At 34.3% G+C, this 17,990-nt stretch carries 13 protein-coding genes; 7 read left to right on the forward strand and 6 right to left on the reverse strand.

Features of this window, described 5'->3' with window-relative positions; all coding sequences use genetic code 11:
- Positions 1-149 precede the first annotated feature (149 nt).
- A complete protein-coding gene (locus tag ACFFIT_RS06990; protein ID WP_385876936.1) occupies positions 150-1,559 on the forward strand; it encodes a DUF4153 domain-containing protein in 1,410 nt (469 codons plus the stop codon).
- A gap of 544 nt (positions 1,560-2,103) precedes the next feature.
- On the opposite strand, the gene map is transcribed toward ACFFIT_RS06990, so the two are convergent.
- The gene (gene map, locus ACFFIT_RS06995; RefSeq protein ID WP_385876937.1) at positions 2,104-2,904 is read right to left on the reverse strand and encodes a type I methionyl aminopeptidase; all 801 of its coding nucleotides are present in this window, start codon (positions 2,902-2,904) and stop codon (positions 2,104-2,106) included.
- 355 nt (positions 2,905-3,259) lie between these two features.
- Positions 3,260-4,171: an MBL fold metallo-hydrolase gene (locus ACFFIT_RS07000; protein ID WP_385876938.1), complete on the reverse strand. Its 912-nt coding sequence runs from the start codon at positions 4,169-4,171 to the stop codon at positions 3,260-3,262.
- A 630-nt stretch (positions 4,172-4,801) separates the two neighbouring features.
- Between ACFFIT_RS07000 and ACFFIT_RS07005 the strand changes: the two genes are divergently transcribed.
- Positions 4,802-5,641 carry an MmyB family transcriptional regulator gene (locus tag ACFFIT_RS07005; RefSeq protein ID WP_385876939.1) on the forward strand — a complete coding sequence of 280 codons (840 nt, stop codon included), beginning with the start codon at positions 4,802-4,804 and terminating at the stop codon, positions 5,639-5,641.
- Positions 5,642-5,880: 239 nt separating this feature from the next.
- Here the strand turns inward: ACFFIT_RS07005 and ACFFIT_RS07010 are convergent, their stop codons facing one another.
- Genes ACFFIT_RS07010 through ACFFIT_RS07025 form a run of 4 tightly spaced genes read right to left on the reverse strand, consistent with a single transcriptional unit; the run spans position 5,881 to position 11,097 of the window.
- The gene (locus ACFFIT_RS07010; protein WP_385876940.1) at positions 5,881-7,131 is read right to left on the reverse strand and encodes a 3-phenylpropionate MFS transporter; all 1,251 of its coding nucleotides are present in this window, start codon (positions 7,129-7,131) and stop codon (positions 5,881-5,883) included.
- A 50-nt stretch (positions 7,132-7,181) separates the two neighbouring features.
- Positions 7,182-8,393 carry an MFS transporter gene (locus tag ACFFIT_RS07015; protein ID WP_385876941.1) on the reverse strand — a complete coding sequence of 404 codons (1,212 nt, stop codon included), beginning with the start codon at positions 8,391-8,393 and terminating at the stop codon, positions 7,182-7,184.
- 20 nt (positions 8,394-8,413) lie between these two features.
- The gene (locus ACFFIT_RS07020) at positions 8,414-10,111 is read right to left on the reverse strand and encodes a sulfatase-like hydrolase/transferase (protein WP_385876942.1); all 1,698 of its coding nucleotides are present in this window, start codon (positions 10,109-10,111) and stop codon (positions 8,414-8,416) included.
- Positions 10,112-10,140: 29 nt separating this feature from the next.
- On the reverse strand, positions 10,141-11,097 hold the full coding sequence (locus ACFFIT_RS07025; protein ID WP_385876943.1) for a D-hexose-6-phosphate mutarotase: 957 nt from the start codon (positions 11,095-11,097) through the stop codon (positions 10,141-10,143).
- Positions 11,098-11,347: 250 nt separating this feature from the next.
- Between ACFFIT_RS07025 and mnmA the strand changes: the two genes are divergently transcribed.
- The 5 genes from mnmA to ACFFIT_RS07050 all read left to right on the forward strand — a co-directional run.
- Positions 11,348-12,574: a tRNA 2-thiouridine(34) synthase MnmA gene (gene mnmA, locus ACFFIT_RS07030; RefSeq protein ID WP_385876944.1), complete on the forward strand. Its 1,227-nt coding sequence runs from the start codon at positions 11,348-11,350 to the stop codon at positions 12,572-12,574.
- Between the two features lie 81 nt (positions 12,575-12,655).
- Entirely contained in the window at positions 12,656-13,288 is a 633-nt protein-coding gene (gene hflD, locus ACFFIT_RS07035; protein WP_385876945.1) for a high frequency lysogenization protein HflD, read from the forward strand.
- A 66-nt stretch (positions 13,289-13,354) separates the two neighbouring features.
- On the forward strand, positions 13,355-14,725 hold the full coding sequence (gene purB / locus ACFFIT_RS07040) for an adenylosuccinate lyase (protein ID WP_385876947.1): 1,371 nt from the start codon (positions 13,355-13,357) through the stop codon (positions 14,723-14,725).
- Positions 14,726-14,788: 63 nt separating this feature from the next.
- The gene (locus ACFFIT_RS07045; protein ID WP_385876949.1) at positions 14,789-16,342 is read left to right on the forward strand and encodes a B12-binding domain-containing radical SAM protein; all 1,554 of its coding nucleotides are present in this window, start codon (positions 14,789-14,791) and stop codon (positions 16,340-16,342) included.
- Positions 16,343-16,988: 646 nt separating this feature from the next.
- Positions 16,989-17,990: ShlB/FhaC/HecB family hemolysin secretion/activation protein (locus ACFFIT_RS07050; protein ID WP_385876950.1), on the forward strand; the 1,002-nt coding region annotated here is incomplete at its 3' end.

Below are 17,990 nucleotides of genomic sequence, written 5' to 3' on the forward strand. Positions count from 1 at the left end.
AGTTGATTGGCTAGATCACAGCTAGCTAAAAAAATTTTATAATCAATTCTGTAAAATGGGATTGAAGCAATTACTTAATTAACTAGCTAATAAATTAAATTTATTGGTGTACCTTGTTGCGTTTAAAAATCATTATCTTTGGGGGATATATGACAACACAAACAATAGAATCAAAGGAATTAATTACACAAAAAGAGAGTGTGGAAGTCATACGAAAGGAACGGTATGAACTGAATTTACTCAGTAAAATAATTTTATTATCTTCGATGCTCTTTTGCTTAATTATAACTTGTTTTTGGGCTGATAGCTACAAGTCTTTTTTAGGCTGGCCTATGACTATTTCAATTTTAATTTATCTTTGTCTGCTTAATTTTATAGGGTTGAAGCAGGGGATTAAACCGTCACTTGAAAGCTATTTTTGGCAAATCAATCTAATAATTATTGGGTTAAGTACATTTTCAAATACAACAAATGAGTTGATTTTCTTTGTGTTTTTACTCTATTTTTTTATTTTATTTTATCTTCCAGGTTGTCATTTCAAAACATTGTTATTTAAAAAAACAAGTTCATTTTTTTTATTAGATGTTTACAACCATTTTTTGCAAGCATTCATTAAAATTGAAATTATAACTGCCTTATACGCTTATTTATTAAGCTTCACGAACTTTAGTAAGTTACCAAAAAGCTCCAAAGCAATAATGATAGGACTTTTAATTTCATTATTTATGGCTTTGATGATATTACCTATGTTATCCAATGCTGATGCTACCTATATCATTGAGTACTTCATAGAAACTAAGTTATTGGTCTTATTTGCGGATGTGAATTTTTTTAATTTGGTTTCATTTAGTTTCAAGATTATGCTTAGTACAACATTTGCTTTATTTATGGCTTTATTTTTAATTAATATTTCTTCGGGGAAAAAAATTCACCAAATGAATATGGAGTTGAGCGGTTACAACTTTGGAAAATTTAAACGTTTATCGCCCCTGACAATATTTATTATATTTATGGTGCTTTTTTTGCTTTATACTATATTTATTTTTTTACAAGTCGCTTACCTTTTTGATTCATTTATTGGGAAATTGCCGGACGATTTTATCTATTCTACTTATGCCAGAAAAGGCTTTTATGAACTTTGTTGTTTGACAATAATCAATGTGTCATTAATATTATCTAATGCCTTTTTTATGGAAAAACTAGAGTCTAAAGTGTGGAATGTCATATTCAAATCATGTTATGTCATTATTTCAGTCATAACCATTTTGCTTATTATTATAGCTTTTAGTAAGATGTTCTTATATATGCAAGTATATCAATTGACAACGAAACGAGTTCTTGTTTCAGTATTTTTGTTATATCTGGCTGTCGTTTGGTTATGCTTTATCTTAAAGCAATTTATAGTTATTGATATTGCAAGAATTGTTATTTTACTCGGTGCAGCTATACTAGTCATATTGTCAGTATCACATTTGAATATTTGGATTGAATATTACAATAGTTTACCTAAAGAGCACAAAATAACTACATTTTATTTCAGGTCAAGTGAAGATCTATAAAATTAAATAATCAAATAGTTTTAGCTCAATTTGATGTGATTGGTGATTAGCTTTTTAGAAAGTAGTTCTTAAATACTTGCGCTTAAGATACGAAAAATTAAGCACCAGATACTACAACTTGCAAGTATCTTGACTAGTACCGGTATCTGGTTTGCTTTTATCCATTCAAAATAAGTGAGCTGTGGTTTAGCTGTTGTTCAATATTATTCAAAAATAGTGGTTACTAGATAATACTGAAAGATCCCTTTTATTACATCAGTTCAATTTATTGCCTAGCTTACTAGGGGATGTTAAAATTTTATTTTGACTTAGCATAAGCTCATCAGAAAAAATTATGGTTAAAGGCTTTGTTAAATAAAATGGGACATTTTAACTAATGCTTGACAATATCAGGATAGTTTTTATAGCTGTAACACTCCCCCCTTTTTTAAAAGGGGATTTATTTTAGCGAATTATTTAGATTCCTAATATACATTTTAAGTGATAAAAATCCGAAAGATTTTCATAGCTTAATAACGAGTATATTAAATCAAAAAATGCGCTATTAATGGGTAATTATTGTAGGAAAGTCTTCTTCAGATCTTAATGTGAATACTTCACATCCAGTTTCTGTTACAGCCAGTGTATGTTCATATTGAGCTGATAAAGAACGATCTTTAGTTTTAACTGTCCATCCATCTTTCATGATTCTAACTCGGTGATCTCCTGCATTTAACATAGGTTCGATGGTAAAAGTCATCCCAGGTTTTAAAATCACTCCGCCATCATCCGCCTTGTAATGAAGTACTTGAGGTGATTCATGAAAAACATTACCAATTCCATGACCACAAAAGTCTCTTACCACGGAAAAACCTTGTGCTTCAGCAATAGGTTGAATCGTTGCGCCGATTTGATTTAATCTAATACCCGGTTTAATGATTTCTATTGCTCTATATAAGCTTTCCTGAGTGACTTTACACAAACGATTTGCAAGAATGCTTCCATCGCCTACAATAAACATTTTGGACGTATCCCCAAAATAACCATCCTTAATTACAGTAACATCAATATTTACGATGTCTCCATTTTTAAGTATGCGGCTTTCAGTCGGTATACCATGGCATACCACTTCATTGATGGAAATGCACACAGATTTTGGAAAGGGGTTGTCAGAAGGACCATAATTGAGGCATGCAGAAATTGCTTGTTGTTTGATAGTGATATGCTCATGGCATAATCTATCTAATTCACCAGTGCTGACTCCGGCGATGACATGAGGTGCTATCATTTCCAGTACTTCTGCTGCAAGTTTACCTGCAACTCGCATTTTTTCTAGTTCGTCTGGAGATTTAATTGAAATGTTCATAATTTACTCTTAATTTAAGTGGTTTTAAAAGACATTGTTGCTGTGAATCATATAATATATGACAATGATAACAAATTTTGACTAGTGATGCGATGTTAATTGTTTACACCTATTCACGGCTTAACAGGACAAACAAAATAGCAAAAAAGGGCTCGCAAGAGGGAACAACGCAAAAAAATAATTTGGTGGCTTTTTTCTATGAAAACTTATGGGCAAGAAAATAACAAATCGATTTATAAGGCTATGTTAGTTATATGAGCCATTTGATAAAAAAATTAGAGCTTACATCGATGTTGAATTTTAAGGGTATTGCTGAATGGTTAATTAATTTAGCAATACCCTGTGATGAAAATAATTATTTATGAGGTAGCCATTTGTAGGTTTTATCCGAAAAATCTACTTTTCCTATCCCTGGTGAGTTGATATGTGCCCCTGCAATATTCCATTTATTTATGAATGCTTGCTCTAAAAAATAATTTCGACTCTTGATTGCGTCGGTAGGGTTAGAGTCAAACGAAATAGTTATTTCAGGATTTGCAAACTGGTTGTCTGTATTGTGTATAATATCACCAAAGAATATCCACGCTTCTTGATCTTCAGGCTGCCATAAGAATGCACTATGGCCAACTGTATGTCCTTTAGCGTCGAAAACTTCAAAAGTGTCTACTAGTTTGTCCCCTGCTTTAAATTTGACAATTTTATCCGTCCCTAAGTTTGAATAGGCGTTTAGAATCGCTTTCACTTGCTTATCATTTTCTTGAACAACCCAATGCTGATATTCCAATTCATTGATGAATAATGTCGCATTAGGGTAAGAAGGTTCCCATTTGTCCTTTTCCTTATTATAAGTAGCCAATCCACATATATGATCTGTATGAGCATGGGTCAATAAAACACCATTTATTTTATTAGGTGCAATATTTAATTGTTCTAAAACTTTTCGGGTTTTATTACCATCTTGCCCGAGACATTCTCCACCACCCGCATCGATTAAGTAATTTTGACCATCTTTGGCGATTAAAAATGTATTGATAGGGGTTCTAAAACTCGGTTCAGAGTCACCAGAATGAGCTTTTAATAAAGAGTCAGTAATTGATTGAGGAACATTTTGAAATAGAGAAGCTGCTAAATCAATGTTTGCATCATTAATTGTATATAAAGTATTTTTATTATTTATTTCAATTTTAGAGTAGGGTTCTAAAGATGATGCAAATGCATGTGAGCAAATAATTAATGAAAGAAGTGACAAAGTACTTTTATTAAACATGGGGTCTTCCTTATATTAAGTTATGGGTTACGGGCTTATATTTATCGACATACGATAATTCCAAATTTTTACATTAAAAGAGCCTAATGGATTTTTTGTAAAAAATAAATAATTAATAATAATGTTCTTTTACTATTAATTTGAAAGTGAATATGTATTTTCAACCTGATTTTATAATATTTTTTCCTCAATGTTGGCATGTATCATTCATTAATATCAATTTAAGGCAGTTCACCATAAGTCAAGAGTATTGAATAATGCATTTAATGTATACGAAAGTTTACTCACAATTACTTAAAATGATTTATTAACAGACGATATCTTGCTCTATGGCACTTACTATAAGTCGGTGAACGAATTTTCATGTTCCTCACTTTTTAATATCTAAAAATAGAATCTAAATTTTTCATTACTATTTTCACGACTGTATGGCTGGTATATCTTAATAAATGCTTATTAGAATTTTGATTAAATTCATACTTTAAAGTGATAATATCCATTTTTCTGATATACAGAGCTTAAGAATCGTGTTCTAATTTATAATTGCATGTGTATAAGTTTAGTGATATTGATAATACTTAACAAGACAAGAATATATACTGGTATAAAAACTACTAGGCTGAATTAATTATGACCTTATCAAATGAAAATAGTAAAAATGCACTGGGTAATTTTTTAAGGAAACTGAGAGAATCTGCCTCTGCGGATATGTATGGTTTTAAAACTATATCTGTGCGAAGAACTCCTGGTTTAAGGCGTGAGGAATTAGCTCAATTGTGTGATGTAAGCACAACGTGGATAACATTACTGGAGCAAGGGAGAGCAAGTCCTCCCTCCTTGAAACTGATACAAAGAATTATAAGTCAACTAAAACTAAATAAAACACAATCTGATTATTTTCTTGAGCTATATATCGATGCATATAGTCCCTCAGAAACTAAGTCGAAGCCTGATGATTTCCTTGAAATTAGCAGTGAAATTGAAAAAAATGAAATTTATAAGATTTTATCTATGCTTGTCTACTCTTTTAGTTCCCCTGCCTATGTTATTGATCCTAAATGGGACATGATTTGTTGGAATCAACAAATTGCAATTTTATTCAAAGGTTGGCTTGATAATGCTGATTTTTTTACTTCAAATAAAAATTTATTAAATTTTATTTTTATCAATGACTCTTCAAGAGATAATTTACCTGATTGGGAATATAGAGCAAGAAGATCAGTTGCAGAATTTAGAAATGACAGTGCACCCTTTAAACATATCGCTTCTGTTAATTATCATATTGAGTTTTTATTAAAAAATAGTTTACATTTTAAAACGTTATGGGAACAGCAAGAAGTATTACATAGAGATGGAGTCATCAAATCATTTAGACAAGAGGACGGAAAGTTAGCATCATATCGACAAATATCCTGTAAAATTGAGGCTTTTCCTGCATTAAGATTAATCTTACTTTTACCAGAATCATAGTCAAAATTTATGTGTATTTGAAACGACTAAGGTAAACATTAAATATTAACAAATTTATAATAACCCATATAGGCTCTAATTTAAAAGGCAGAAGCTTGATTTATATGTTGTAGATAATATGCCTATCGCTGATGAGGGAGCTCATTGAAAGGCATATTTGGCCATTGACTCCAAAAATATTAGCGCCGTGATTATAAACATTAAAATTAAATTAAAATTAAAACTATTAGCTGCTCATTTTAAATTGTTTGTTGTTTGCTAAATTGCAATTGTCTAGGGATTAGAATTAAGCTTATAAAGGCTACAAAAGCCATTACATAAAACGTATCAGCACCCATTGATTTTAAAAGGGTACCAGAAATAGATGAAAAAATGGCTAAGCCAATTCCTGAAGCCATAGTTGCATAAGCAGCTTGGAGGTAAATAATCTGCTGGTTGCTAAATTGACTAATAAAACGCATCATCGCCATATGCCCCATGACATAAGTGATTGCATGAAATGATTGCATTATAAAGATAAGAGGTGCAGAAGAAAAATTAGCCATAAAAAGCCATCTAGCCACAGTGAATAATCCACAGCAGAGAAAAAGGCTACGTAGTTTCCATTTGTAGACTAAGCGGTGGCCAAAGGCAAAAAATAACACTTCAACTAAAACTGAAAAAGAGATAAAAATGCCAATTAATGTATCGCTATAACCCAGTTTTCCCCAATAGATAGCAGCGAAACTATAATATGCGGCATGAGATCCTTGGATGAGCATGATTGACAGCATGATCAGAAGTACCATCGGCGTCAATATCAGAACTTTGATTTCTTTGAATGTATGTTTAGTTTCTTCGTGTTCTTCATCTAAAGAGGTTTTATCTTCAGTATCTTTGACATAGTGAGTTTCGCTTGATTTATTATGCTGAGGTTGAAAATTGATACTTGCCTTAATGAAGGTTGAAACAAGGAAGGTTAAGTGTGTGATAAATAAGCAGACAATAATTACCCTATAATCAAATAAGTCCATAAAGGTCCCTACAATTGTGGTGGCAAATACAAAACCAATAGAGCCCCATAAACGTACTTTTCCGTACTCAAAAGGAGACTGTTTTTGCCATGCCGCAGCTAAAGAATCACTTAAAGGAATGCATGGGCTCATCACAAAGTTATAGGCTATCATTATTAATAAGATCAAGGCCCAATTCATGGGAATAAAAAATAATGCAATCAGAACACAGCAAAAGATGCTAAGCAAACGAAGGCCTGGGATGAGTTGGCTAGATTGTTTTAGGACTAATGGAACGACAATCGTACCAAGACTTCTAGCGATTAAACTAATGGCAATCATATGTCCAATTTGCTGTTCGTTGTACCCAAGTCCTTCAAGCCACTTCCCCCAATAGGGAATTAATATCCCCCAAGTTGAAAAAAAAGTGAAATAGCATATTGGTAACCATTTTTTGGGGCTGAGACCACTTTGGCTTACTGGTTCTGTCATTTGCATAAAATACCTAAAAATTAGAATGGACGAATGAAAAAAACAAAGGCGTAAGATTACGCATTTAGATGGTTTTTCTTGAGTAAATTATAAATTCCAATCACAGAACAGCACAAAACAGCAAGAGCGCCTGTGCGCATGGCCCATGGCCCACTGAAGTGCTCAGCAATAAAACCTATGATAGGCGCACCTATTACAGTACTTCCCATCGATACCGCAAGGTAAAATGCCATTACTCGGCCTCTAAACTCTGAAGGAACTTTTAATTGTACCATTGCATTAGTTGTGGTCATGAAAATTTGCACTGAGATGCCACATAAAATAAGCATAATACTGAAATACCAATAATTAAAAGCAAAGCTACCTAGTAGTAAGCTAATTGAAAATAACAATGCACCGAAACAGATGTAGTGCAAAGTGGGAATAGATTGTTTAGCTGAAATCAAAGATCCGGTAACTGAGCCTACCGCCAGTGTAGATATTAATGCACCATAATGTTCAACATCCAAATTGAGCACTTTTACCGTGATGGTTGAAATATAGAGTGTAAAATTAAGTCCAAGTGCACTGACTAAAAAAAGCATAATAAAAAGGCTTTTAAGATAGCTATTTTGGTAAATATATTGAATGCCGTCTAAGATTTGTCTCACATTTATGGTAGATTTACTCTTAGGGATAAGTTTTTCTTTGTTTAACGAGAAAAGCGCGATTAGCATAAAAACGAAGCTACATGCATTGAGAATAAAAATCCAACCAGAACCAATGACAGCGATTAAAATTCCTGCTATCCCTGGGCCTATCAATCGAGCTAAATTAAATGAGGTTGCATTTAGGGCTACAGCGTTAGACAAATCCTTCCCTGTGACAAGTTCTGATACGAAAGTTTGCCTTGCTGTTGCGTCAAATGCAGTAGTACATCCGAGAGCTAGGGCAAATCCGTATACATGCCATAATGTTACCAAACCAGTCAAAGTCAATAAACCCAGTAATAAAGCAAGTATGCACATTATGATTTGAGTAAAAATTAAAATTTGCCGGCTAGGGTATCTTTCCGCGACATAACTCACGACAGGAAGCAATAATAATTGAGGACCGAACTGACAAGCGAGAACTATACCTAAGGCCGAAGGATTATTATCCGTCAGCTCTTTGATGACAAGCCAATCTTGCCCAGTCCTTTGCATCCAAGTGCCGATGTTTGAGACCATAGCGCCTATCGCCCACCAGCGATAATTTGTATTTTTTAGTGAGCGAAATGCGTTAGCCATCATGACCTCGACGTCTTTAATTAGTTATGGTTTACAGTAGGAACGTAATCTGGGGTAATCACAGGTTCACTAAGCTGGAGTTTTTCTTTGTTATCTAACTTTACCTCAATAAATTGATTAAATCCATAAAGATTTTTTCCTTGAAAATAGGCTTTTTCTGGATTGTATTGTGGGTATGTTATGGATGTACCTAATTTTTCAGCAACCCATTTAGACATTTCAAAATGTGATACCCAAGCTTTACCTTGAAAATAGGTTTGAAAGTCTTGTCCCTCTGGTTCATTCCAACTTGCACTAAAAATAGGAACTTTAGCAATTTCCCTGCGCAGAATGTTGTGTCCCCATAAATTTTCTTCCCCAAGAAGTTGACCATGATCTGATGTTATCACAACATGGTTCTCTCCAGGCAAAGCTTGAATTTTCGTCAAAAGTCTATCTAAAATTGAATCTATGTACAGAACAGAATTATCATAACTATTCACATCTCTAATTTCACGTTTTAGAGCGTCCTCATCTTCCCAGCGCCTAAACTCTTTTCTATGCTCATAATTCTCTTCATAGGGAGAGTGTGCACCTCGAAGTAATATAACGACAAATTGTTTTTTAGAAGAATCGAAATCTTTAAGAAATTTGAAAATCCCTTCATCTTTTTCTTTTTCAAATAAAAGAGGGGCATCTTCTTCACTGATGAGTTTATCAATATAAGGAACACCTAAGTCGTTTAATACGCGTGAACTTTGAGAAGATATCCAGGTGGTTTCATAACCGGCAGATTTTGCAAGCTTAAATAAGTTAGTTTCAGCTGATTTAATTTGGTTGATGTTGCCAGGATCATGAATGGCATTCATGATTAGAGGAACACTAGCGGCTGTCGCAACGGCTGCTGCCACGCCTTTGTGCTTTGTTAAACCCTTATTGAACCATTCGTTAATGAGGGGAGTATTTTCTCTTTCGTAGCCAAAAGCTTGCAGATGATCGTATCTGAGTGAATCGACTATAACTAGCCATACCGTATTAGCATTCGAGTTTACTTTGCTTAGTGACGGGGGGGGGATTTCTGCCTTTGGCATGACTTCTTCGATCGAGGGAAAACCCTTAATAAGAAAAAAAGAGTAAGTATCAAGCGTGTTATAAAGGCTAGGTCTAGTAGGGCCAGGTAAAAACATATTTAAATCGCGATAGGTTGCACGATACGGTTTTGATGCTAGGATTAAAAATATGCCTAAAAAACAAACAGAGCTTACCCAGTTATTGATTTTTTTGGGTAAAAGTTTCCAATACAAGTAAATATTAAGCCCATAGGGTAAGATTACTGCCAAAATAAGGTGCAGGTGATTACGCCAAGTATAAGTTACAGATTGACTAATGTCCTTAGATTCACTAAATATACTTGAGATGGTAGTCGGATCAATTGGTCTGCCAACATAAGAAATATGTAAAAGTTGGCTAAATTGAAGTAAACCAAAAAATACGAGAATAATAATGGCTAGGCTACGATTTCCTCCAAGCCAAAGTAAAAGATGAAATCCAAACAAGGAAAGGGCGAATTTAAATTCAAATTTTGCCCCATTCGATTCAGTAAAAAGTTGTTGTATTGCGTCATCTATTTGCATTAACACACTGCAAATAAAAGCCAAAATAATATATTTGAAACATTGTTTTAATATAGGGTTTCTGGTGTTTTTATCAAAATTTAAAAAATGTAGACTAATAGACATGGGTAAAAGTACCTTGATTTATTTATTCATTATAGTGGAAATGGGGTGACATTCAGTTTTAATTGATGAACTGAGCTTGAAGTAAGTTGAACAGCTTGACTGACAACAGCGGATTCAATGCACCCCATTGACAAGTATCCATCATCAGGCATATCTTGCATTGAATGGCTGAGTTTAATACCTGGGTTCCAAATAACAGAGTCACATGAGTTCTGCTTTTCTAATAGCATTCCATGACTATTTTCAATTAAAATTTTACGGCTTAACATCTCATCAATGAGTTCTAATTTTTTGTTACTCTGTGTGTAAATTCTATCAATATGGTCTTTAAATGTTACCGATGAAGACGTTTCTTTTTCAAGCACTTGATTATTGAGACTGTTGATAAATTCTGAGCCCAGACCTAAAACGTGGGCGTTATTCACATGAGAGATATGAAAGTAAGAGTGCAATGCACATGTGAACTTAAAATTCCCTCTGCTTTCGAGAATAAATTCACAGGTATCTGATAAGTAGAGTTGTAAGCAAAGTGAAAACTCATAGGGCCATATAGAGCGAGACTCATCTGTAGAGTTAAGCGTTATCGATAGATTTACTTTTTCACTATCGTCTGACAAAGAGTCAAGCTGCCACAGGGAAGTTCTAGCAAAGCCATGTGCAGGAAAAGCACTTTTACCGAACCATGGCCAGCAGATAGGTACCCCCCCTCTGATAGGTTGATTTCTTTTAAAGGGAGTCAAAGGACTTAACCAGAAAGTTTCCGGTCCGTCTCTTAATTGCCAGTTTAATAGTTGCGCTCCCTGAAGACTTATTGCGGCGTCAAACTTTGGGTGACAAATAAAAATAATATCCAGTTCATCTATTTTTCCTAAAAAAGCAAACTCAGATAATTTTTGGTGGTCTTGAACCAAACCGTCTTTTATACCCGCCTTACTCAAAAGTCCGTTTAAAAAGGAGTGGGGTTTAACATTCAGATGTGTAGGCATTATTGAATTCTTAAGAAAGTGTATTTATTTGGTATTGATTTATCCTATTTTTAATGCTTAGCAAAAAATCAGTGGGTACTGTGCAGAGTATTAAGGTGAAATCGTTAATAATGTAATTTATTTTAATCTATATTATGTTATCCTAATTGATGAGTTTTTTCACGTAAAAGATGCGTGAAAATAAAACAAATATCATAAAGTAGGTGATTTTTTTATAATCAAGGTTAATAAAGGATAAAACTTTATCATTATGCAATGTTTAAGCAACGCTTTAATTAGCAACGTTTCAATTGTTCCTTCAGCTTCAAATTTAGTTCCCTCAGATGAGGAATTTGCTGTTAATCAAAAGAAAAAAGTGATTATCGGTATGTCAGGCGGTGTAGATTCTTCTGTTGCAGCTTATCTTCTTTTGATACAAGGATACCAAGTAGAAGGGCTTTTTATGAAAAATTGGGAGGAAGATGATGGTACAGAGTATTGTACAGCTGCAGTTGATTTAGCTGATGCGCAAGCAGTAAGTGATAAATTGGGTATTAAGTTACACGCCATCAATTTCGCTGCAGAATACTGGGATAATGTTTTTGAACATTTTTTGACTGAATACAAAGTGGGGAGAACTCCAAACCCCGATATTTTATGCAATAAAGAGATAAAATTTAAAGCCTTTTTAAATTATGCCGCGGAGGATTTAGGCGCTGATTATATTGCTACAGGTCACTATGTAAGAAAACTGACGTTAGACCACGCAATAAATAAGGATGAGGGTTTTACAACGTTTATGTTACGTGGTCTAGATAATAATAAAGATCAGAGTTATTTCTTGTATACATTGTCGCATGAACAAGTTGCTAAGTCATTATTCCCGGTAGGGGAACTTGAAAAACCATTAGTAAGACAAATTGCAAACGAATTAGAGCTTTCTACAGCTAAGAAAAAAGACTCTACAGGGATATGCTTCATAGGTGAACGAAAATTCAATGAGTTTTTAGCACGCTATTTACCTGCCCAACCTGGTGTGATACGCAGTGTAGATGGTGATGTTTTAGGTGAGCATTTAGGGTTGATGTATCACACGCTGGGGCAAAGGAAAGGGCTTAAAATTGGTGGTATCAAAGATGCTGATGATAATCCTTGGTATGTTGTAGATAAAAATCTAGTTGATAATGAACTAATTGTTGCTCAAGGAGCAACTCACCCAAGGCTGATGTCACAAGGATTAATTGCCGAGCAACTGCATTGGGTTAATGACATCGAATCTAGAATAACAAAAAACAGCCCCTTTAACTGTACTGTAAAGACTCGATATAGACAACCAGATATTCATTGTACATTATCTTATAATGAATCAGGACATCTTATTGTAATGTTTGATGAACCAGTATCTGCAGTAACACCTGGACAATCTGCGGTATTTTACCAAGATGAGGTGTGCCTTGGTGGTGGAATTATTCAAGCACGTATTCCGCTAAAACCTTGATTTAGCAATTTGGTCCTAATCCCTCTTCTGATAGGAGGGAAGTATTTTAAAATTTATAACACGTTATTTAAGGAATCGGCTGTGGCAAAAAATTATTCAGATATTGTTATTGCACTCGCAGGACTATGTCAAGCGGCAACTATTGTTCATAATCTGGCTCATACGGGTGAGTATGATGAAAAGTCATTTAATATTCTAATCAAAAGCTTAGATTCTTTCAGTCCTGACTCAACCCTTGGTGTTTATGGGAATGATCTTGATAATTTAAAATTAGGACTCACAACTATTAGTGACATGTTGAGTGGTCAGACACAAAAAATCAATCCAGAAATTACTCGCTATGTGGTCTCTATGAGTGCTATAGAAACTCGATTAATGAACAATAAATCTGCACAAGAACAATTAAGACAAAGATTGTATCAATACCAACAGCAGTCAGTTTTTTTCAAGGATGAACCAGAACAGCAATATAACAACCTTGCAGGGATTTATGTTGATGTCATCAGCCCACTAGGACAAAGAATTCAAGTAACAGGCTCTGAACCTATTTTAAAAAACTCAAATGTTCAAGCGAAAGTAAGGGCTATTTTACTCGGAGGTATTCGTGCTTCTGTGCTGTGGAAACAGGTAGGTGGAACTCGCTGGCAAGTAATATTTTTTAGAAAAAAAATAGTTCAAACAGCCAATGAGCTATTAAGCTATACACAAAAGTAACGTTGCTTAAATGACCTTTTAGCCAAGACAATTTTTAAAAAACTGATTTTTGATAGGGAGAAAACCATGGAGTTAACAGAATTAAATGCTATTTCACCGATAGACGGTCGTTATGGCGATAAAACCACCATATTAAAGTCTATATTTAGTGAATATGGGCTTTTAAAGTATAGGGTTATCGTTGAAGTAAAATGGCTTAAAATGCTCTCTTTGCATCCTGATATCAAAGAAGTACCTAAATTTAGTTCTTCATCATATGATTTCTTGGATGCTATTGTAGAAAAATTTGATTTGGCAGAAGCACAAAAGATTAAATTGATTGAAAAAACGACTAATCATGATGTTAAAGCTGTTGAATATTATCTTAAAGAAAAAATAGCTGATATTAGCGAACTTAATGCAATAAGCGAATTTATCCATTTCGCCTGTACTTCAGAAGATATAAATAATTTATCCCATGGATTAATGCTTAAGGAAGCAAAAGAATCTGTTTTGGTTCCTTACTGGACTGAAATAATTAATAAAATGAAATCTCTGGCATCACAATACGCGACTATTCCGCTGCTTTCAAGAACTCATGGTCAGCCCGCTACACCTTCTACGCTAGGTAAAGAGTTTGCTAACGTGGCCTATCGTTTTCAAAGACAATTATTTCAGCTTAATCAAATTGAATTCTTAGGTAAAATAAATGGCGCAGTGGGTAACTTTAATGCTCACTTATCAGCTTATCCTGAAATAGATTGGCGTGCTACGAGTGAGAAATTTATCGAAGATCTAGGATTAACATATAATCCATTTACTACGCAAATTGAACCCCATGATTATATCGCAGAACTTTTTGATTGTATTGCACGTTTCAATACAATTTTAATTGATTTAGACAGAGATATTTGGGGCTATATTGCTTTGAATCATTTTAAACAAAAAACGGTGGCTGGTGAAATAGGTTCTTCAACCATGCCTCATAAAGTGAATCCGATTGATTTTGAAAACTCAGAAGGTAATCTTGGTTTAGCCAATGCAATTATGAATCATTTAAGTGCTAAATTACCTATATCTAGATGGCAAAGGGATTTAACTGACTCTACTGTTCTTAGAAACTTGGGTGTTGGCCTAGGTTATGCTTTAATCGCTTATCAAGCGACCTTGAAAGGGTTAAATAAACTGGAAGTTAATGAAGCAGGATTGCTTGAGGAGTTAGATAAGAACTGGGAAGTGCTTGCAGAACCGATTCAAACGGTGATGAGACGTTATAATATAGAAAAACCTTATGAAAAACTTAAAGAATTGACTCGCGGTAAAAGGGTAGATAAAGAAAGTATGCAAAAATTTATTGAGTCGCTCGATATTCCAAGCGAAGAAAAAACAAGATTAAAAAGCTTAACTCCATCGAATTATCTTGGTAATGCCATTGAGATGGTTTCAAGATTAAAATAATCTTTTTTAAATAATAATTTATAGGAATTTTTTTGCCCCTTTTATGGGGCATTTTAGTCAAATATGATGAAAATTTTACTTACTACATTAAATGCAAGATACTCTCATGCCTCATTAGGACTCCGTTATTTAAAAGCCAATATGGCAGAGCTTTATGATGTTACTGAAATAGTAGAATATACCATTCAGCAATCAGTAGATGAAATTGTGGAAAATATAGAAAAACTAAATCCACAAATCGTTGGCTTTGGGGTTTATATTTGGAATATTGAACAAACCACTAAAATAGTCCAAACGCTTAAAGTATTAAGACCTGAAATGAAAATTGTGTTGGGTGGTCCCGAAGTGTCTTATGAATACGAAGACCAGCCAATTGTTCAAAGGGCTGATTTTTTAATTACAGGATGGGGGGATATCAGTTTTCCAGAACTATGTCGTCAATTACTTAGTGGTTTAAGACCAATGGAGAAGGTTATTGTAGGCATCCAACCTCCTTTAGATGAGATTATACTTCCATATGATGAATATACTGAAGAAGATATAAAGCAAAGAACAGTTTACGTTGAAGCGTCGCGTGGATGTCCCTTTACTTGTGAATTTTGTCTTTCTAGTTTAGATAAAAAAGCATGGAGCTTCCCTTTGCCCAAGTTCATGCAAGCTATGGACAAATTATATTTAAAAGGGCTGAGGCAGTATAAGTTTGTTGATAGGACATTTAATTTAAAAACTGATTTTACCACAACGATACTCACGTTTTTTTTAGATAAGCTTGCTCGTCAGCCTGAAGATAAATTATTCTTACATTTTGAATTAGTTCCAGATCATCTTTCAGATGAGTTAAAAGAGTTGATTTTGCAATTCCCAGAAGGAAGTTTACAGTTTGAAATTGGAATTCAAACATTAAATCTTACAACGCAAAAGCATATATCTAGGCGAACAAATTTGCTAAAAGCTGAAGAGAACATTCGATGGTTGGTAGAAAAAAGTCACGTGCATTTGCATGTGGATCTTATTGCTGGACTACCAGCTGAGGATTTAGCCTCTTTTGGTGAGGGTATGGATAGACTGTATGCATGGAAACCTCACGAAATTCAATTAGGTATTTTAAAGAGATTAAAAGGCACCCCTATAATCAGGCATACTGATCCTTTTGGGTTTAAATATAGTCCAGAACCACCTTTTTCTGTAATGGAAAATAATGATGTTAATTTTGAAGAAATGAATCACATGAAACGTTTGGCTAAGTATTGGGATCTAGTCATAAATTCAGGACGATTTAAGCATATTGAACCTTTATTATTAGAAAGTACCCCTTTTGCCAACATGACAAATTTAACCAATTGGCTATATAAACATTTAGGTCGTTCACATGCGATTAGGCTCGAAAAGCTGTTTGAACTTGTCTACGAGTATCTTAAGGATATAAAAAAAGTGCCCGCAGATATATTAAAAAACGCAGTAACGGAAGATTTTCTTCGTACAGGTATACAGGGATGGCCTAAGGTGTTTGGTGAGGCCCCGGAAGATTGGAAAGAGCGATTAAGTGTAATGAACAAATCACGACAAGGAAACAGTGAAGCATCTTTACCCAAAAGGCAGCAACGTCATGTGGAATAAAAAGTAGCTAAATTGAACTGAGTTAAGAGCTTCAATTTTTTCTTTGATGTGATGATTTTGCAATTTAATGTGTAGTAATCCTTAGTTCCTGATAAACACCAACTTCAATCAATCAATTCCCCCCCTTTAAAATCAAAATTTTGAAGGGGTCATTCCTTTCTGTTCTTCACATAGGCTAAGCAATAGTCAGTCTATTTAAATTCTGCCGTTTCCCTTTTGTTCGCAGGATTTTAAGAACTCAATTTATTTTTCCTTTTAGAATCCAACTTATTTGAGTTAATTCCACCCGTGCAAGTACGGGTGGAAGCAAAAAAATATTTTTCCTGCAAGTTATGAGTTATGTTATTAACTTTTTTATTTTTGCCGTGTCATTAAATTAACAGTATTGAACTGACTACCGTTCTAATCTAAGGCTTTAGTCGTTTTGTAGTTAATTTCTGGATGTGAGTTCAAAACTTCCACAAAGGTAATAGCTATAAGAAAGAATAAGAAGTTTGGATGTGTATGTTTATGTAAAATTACATTCAAATCTTATAAAAACATTAACAATTACCACCTTTTACTTTACAATAATATTCAATTAATTACTTATACATATAAAGTGTCAGCTTTTTTATTCTTATTTCTCATCAGGGTGGATGTTTTAGTGTCAATTTCTTATGTTAGATTTTGCAATGTTTTTATTTGCATGGGGGTCATTCATTCTGCTCAAGCACTAGACATTAATTCGAATGCGATTATTAATCAACAACAAAAAATACAACAGGAACGACAAGAAGCAAGGCAAATACAACTTGCCCAAGATTTACCCTCTGTTCGTTTTGAAGCAAACTCTGGGGTTACGTCTTCTTCAGATTACCCCGTTGAAGAAACTTGCTTTGTGATTAATCAAATCGTTATTGAAGAAAGAGAATCTCTTCCTCAAGCTATACCTATTAATCTAATAAAAGCGTCCGCTGAAGGATTATGTTTAGGCGGCATAGGCATCAGCCAGTTGATCAGTAATTTGCAAAATCTCATTATTGACAGAGGGTATGTTACAACTCGTATTGTTGCCCCCGAACAAGACTTAACCACCGGCGTGTTAACCTTAAAAATTATTCCAGGTAAAGTACGAAAGGTTTATTTTGAGGAGGGTGTCAAGGGCAGTAATGCCTATGCTTTTTTATTGACTGCCATGCCCGCTAGGGCTGGTGACTTGCTAGATTTACGGGAAATAGAGCAAGGATTAGAGAATTTACAGCGCCTTCCTACAGTCCAAGCAGAAATGGAAATTGTCCCTACGGAAAATCAAGGAGAAAGTGATATTGTCATCAGGCGCAATCAGAAGAAATTTTGGCGCGTTGCGGTATCACTCGATAATTCAGGTTCAAAATCCACAGGTACCTATCAAGGCAGTGCCACCTTATACGTTGATAATCCTTTTGCGTTAAGTGATTTGGCTTACTTCTCTTGGAATAATGACGTACACGGTAAAAGTTCACAAGGGACTCAAAATCTCACAGGACATTACTCCTTACCTTTTGGCGATACGTTAGTCTCATTTACTGGTAGCCGTTATAACTATCATCAAACCGTTGCAGGTCTCACAACAGATTATGAGTATAGTGGAGACAATAACAGTTTAAATTTACAACTCGCTCATATG

Source organism: Thorsellia kenyensis, from assembly GCF_042432445.1.
Classification (GTDB): domain Bacteria; phylum Pseudomonadota; class Gammaproteobacteria; order Enterobacterales; family Thorselliaceae; genus Thorsellia; species Thorsellia kenyensis.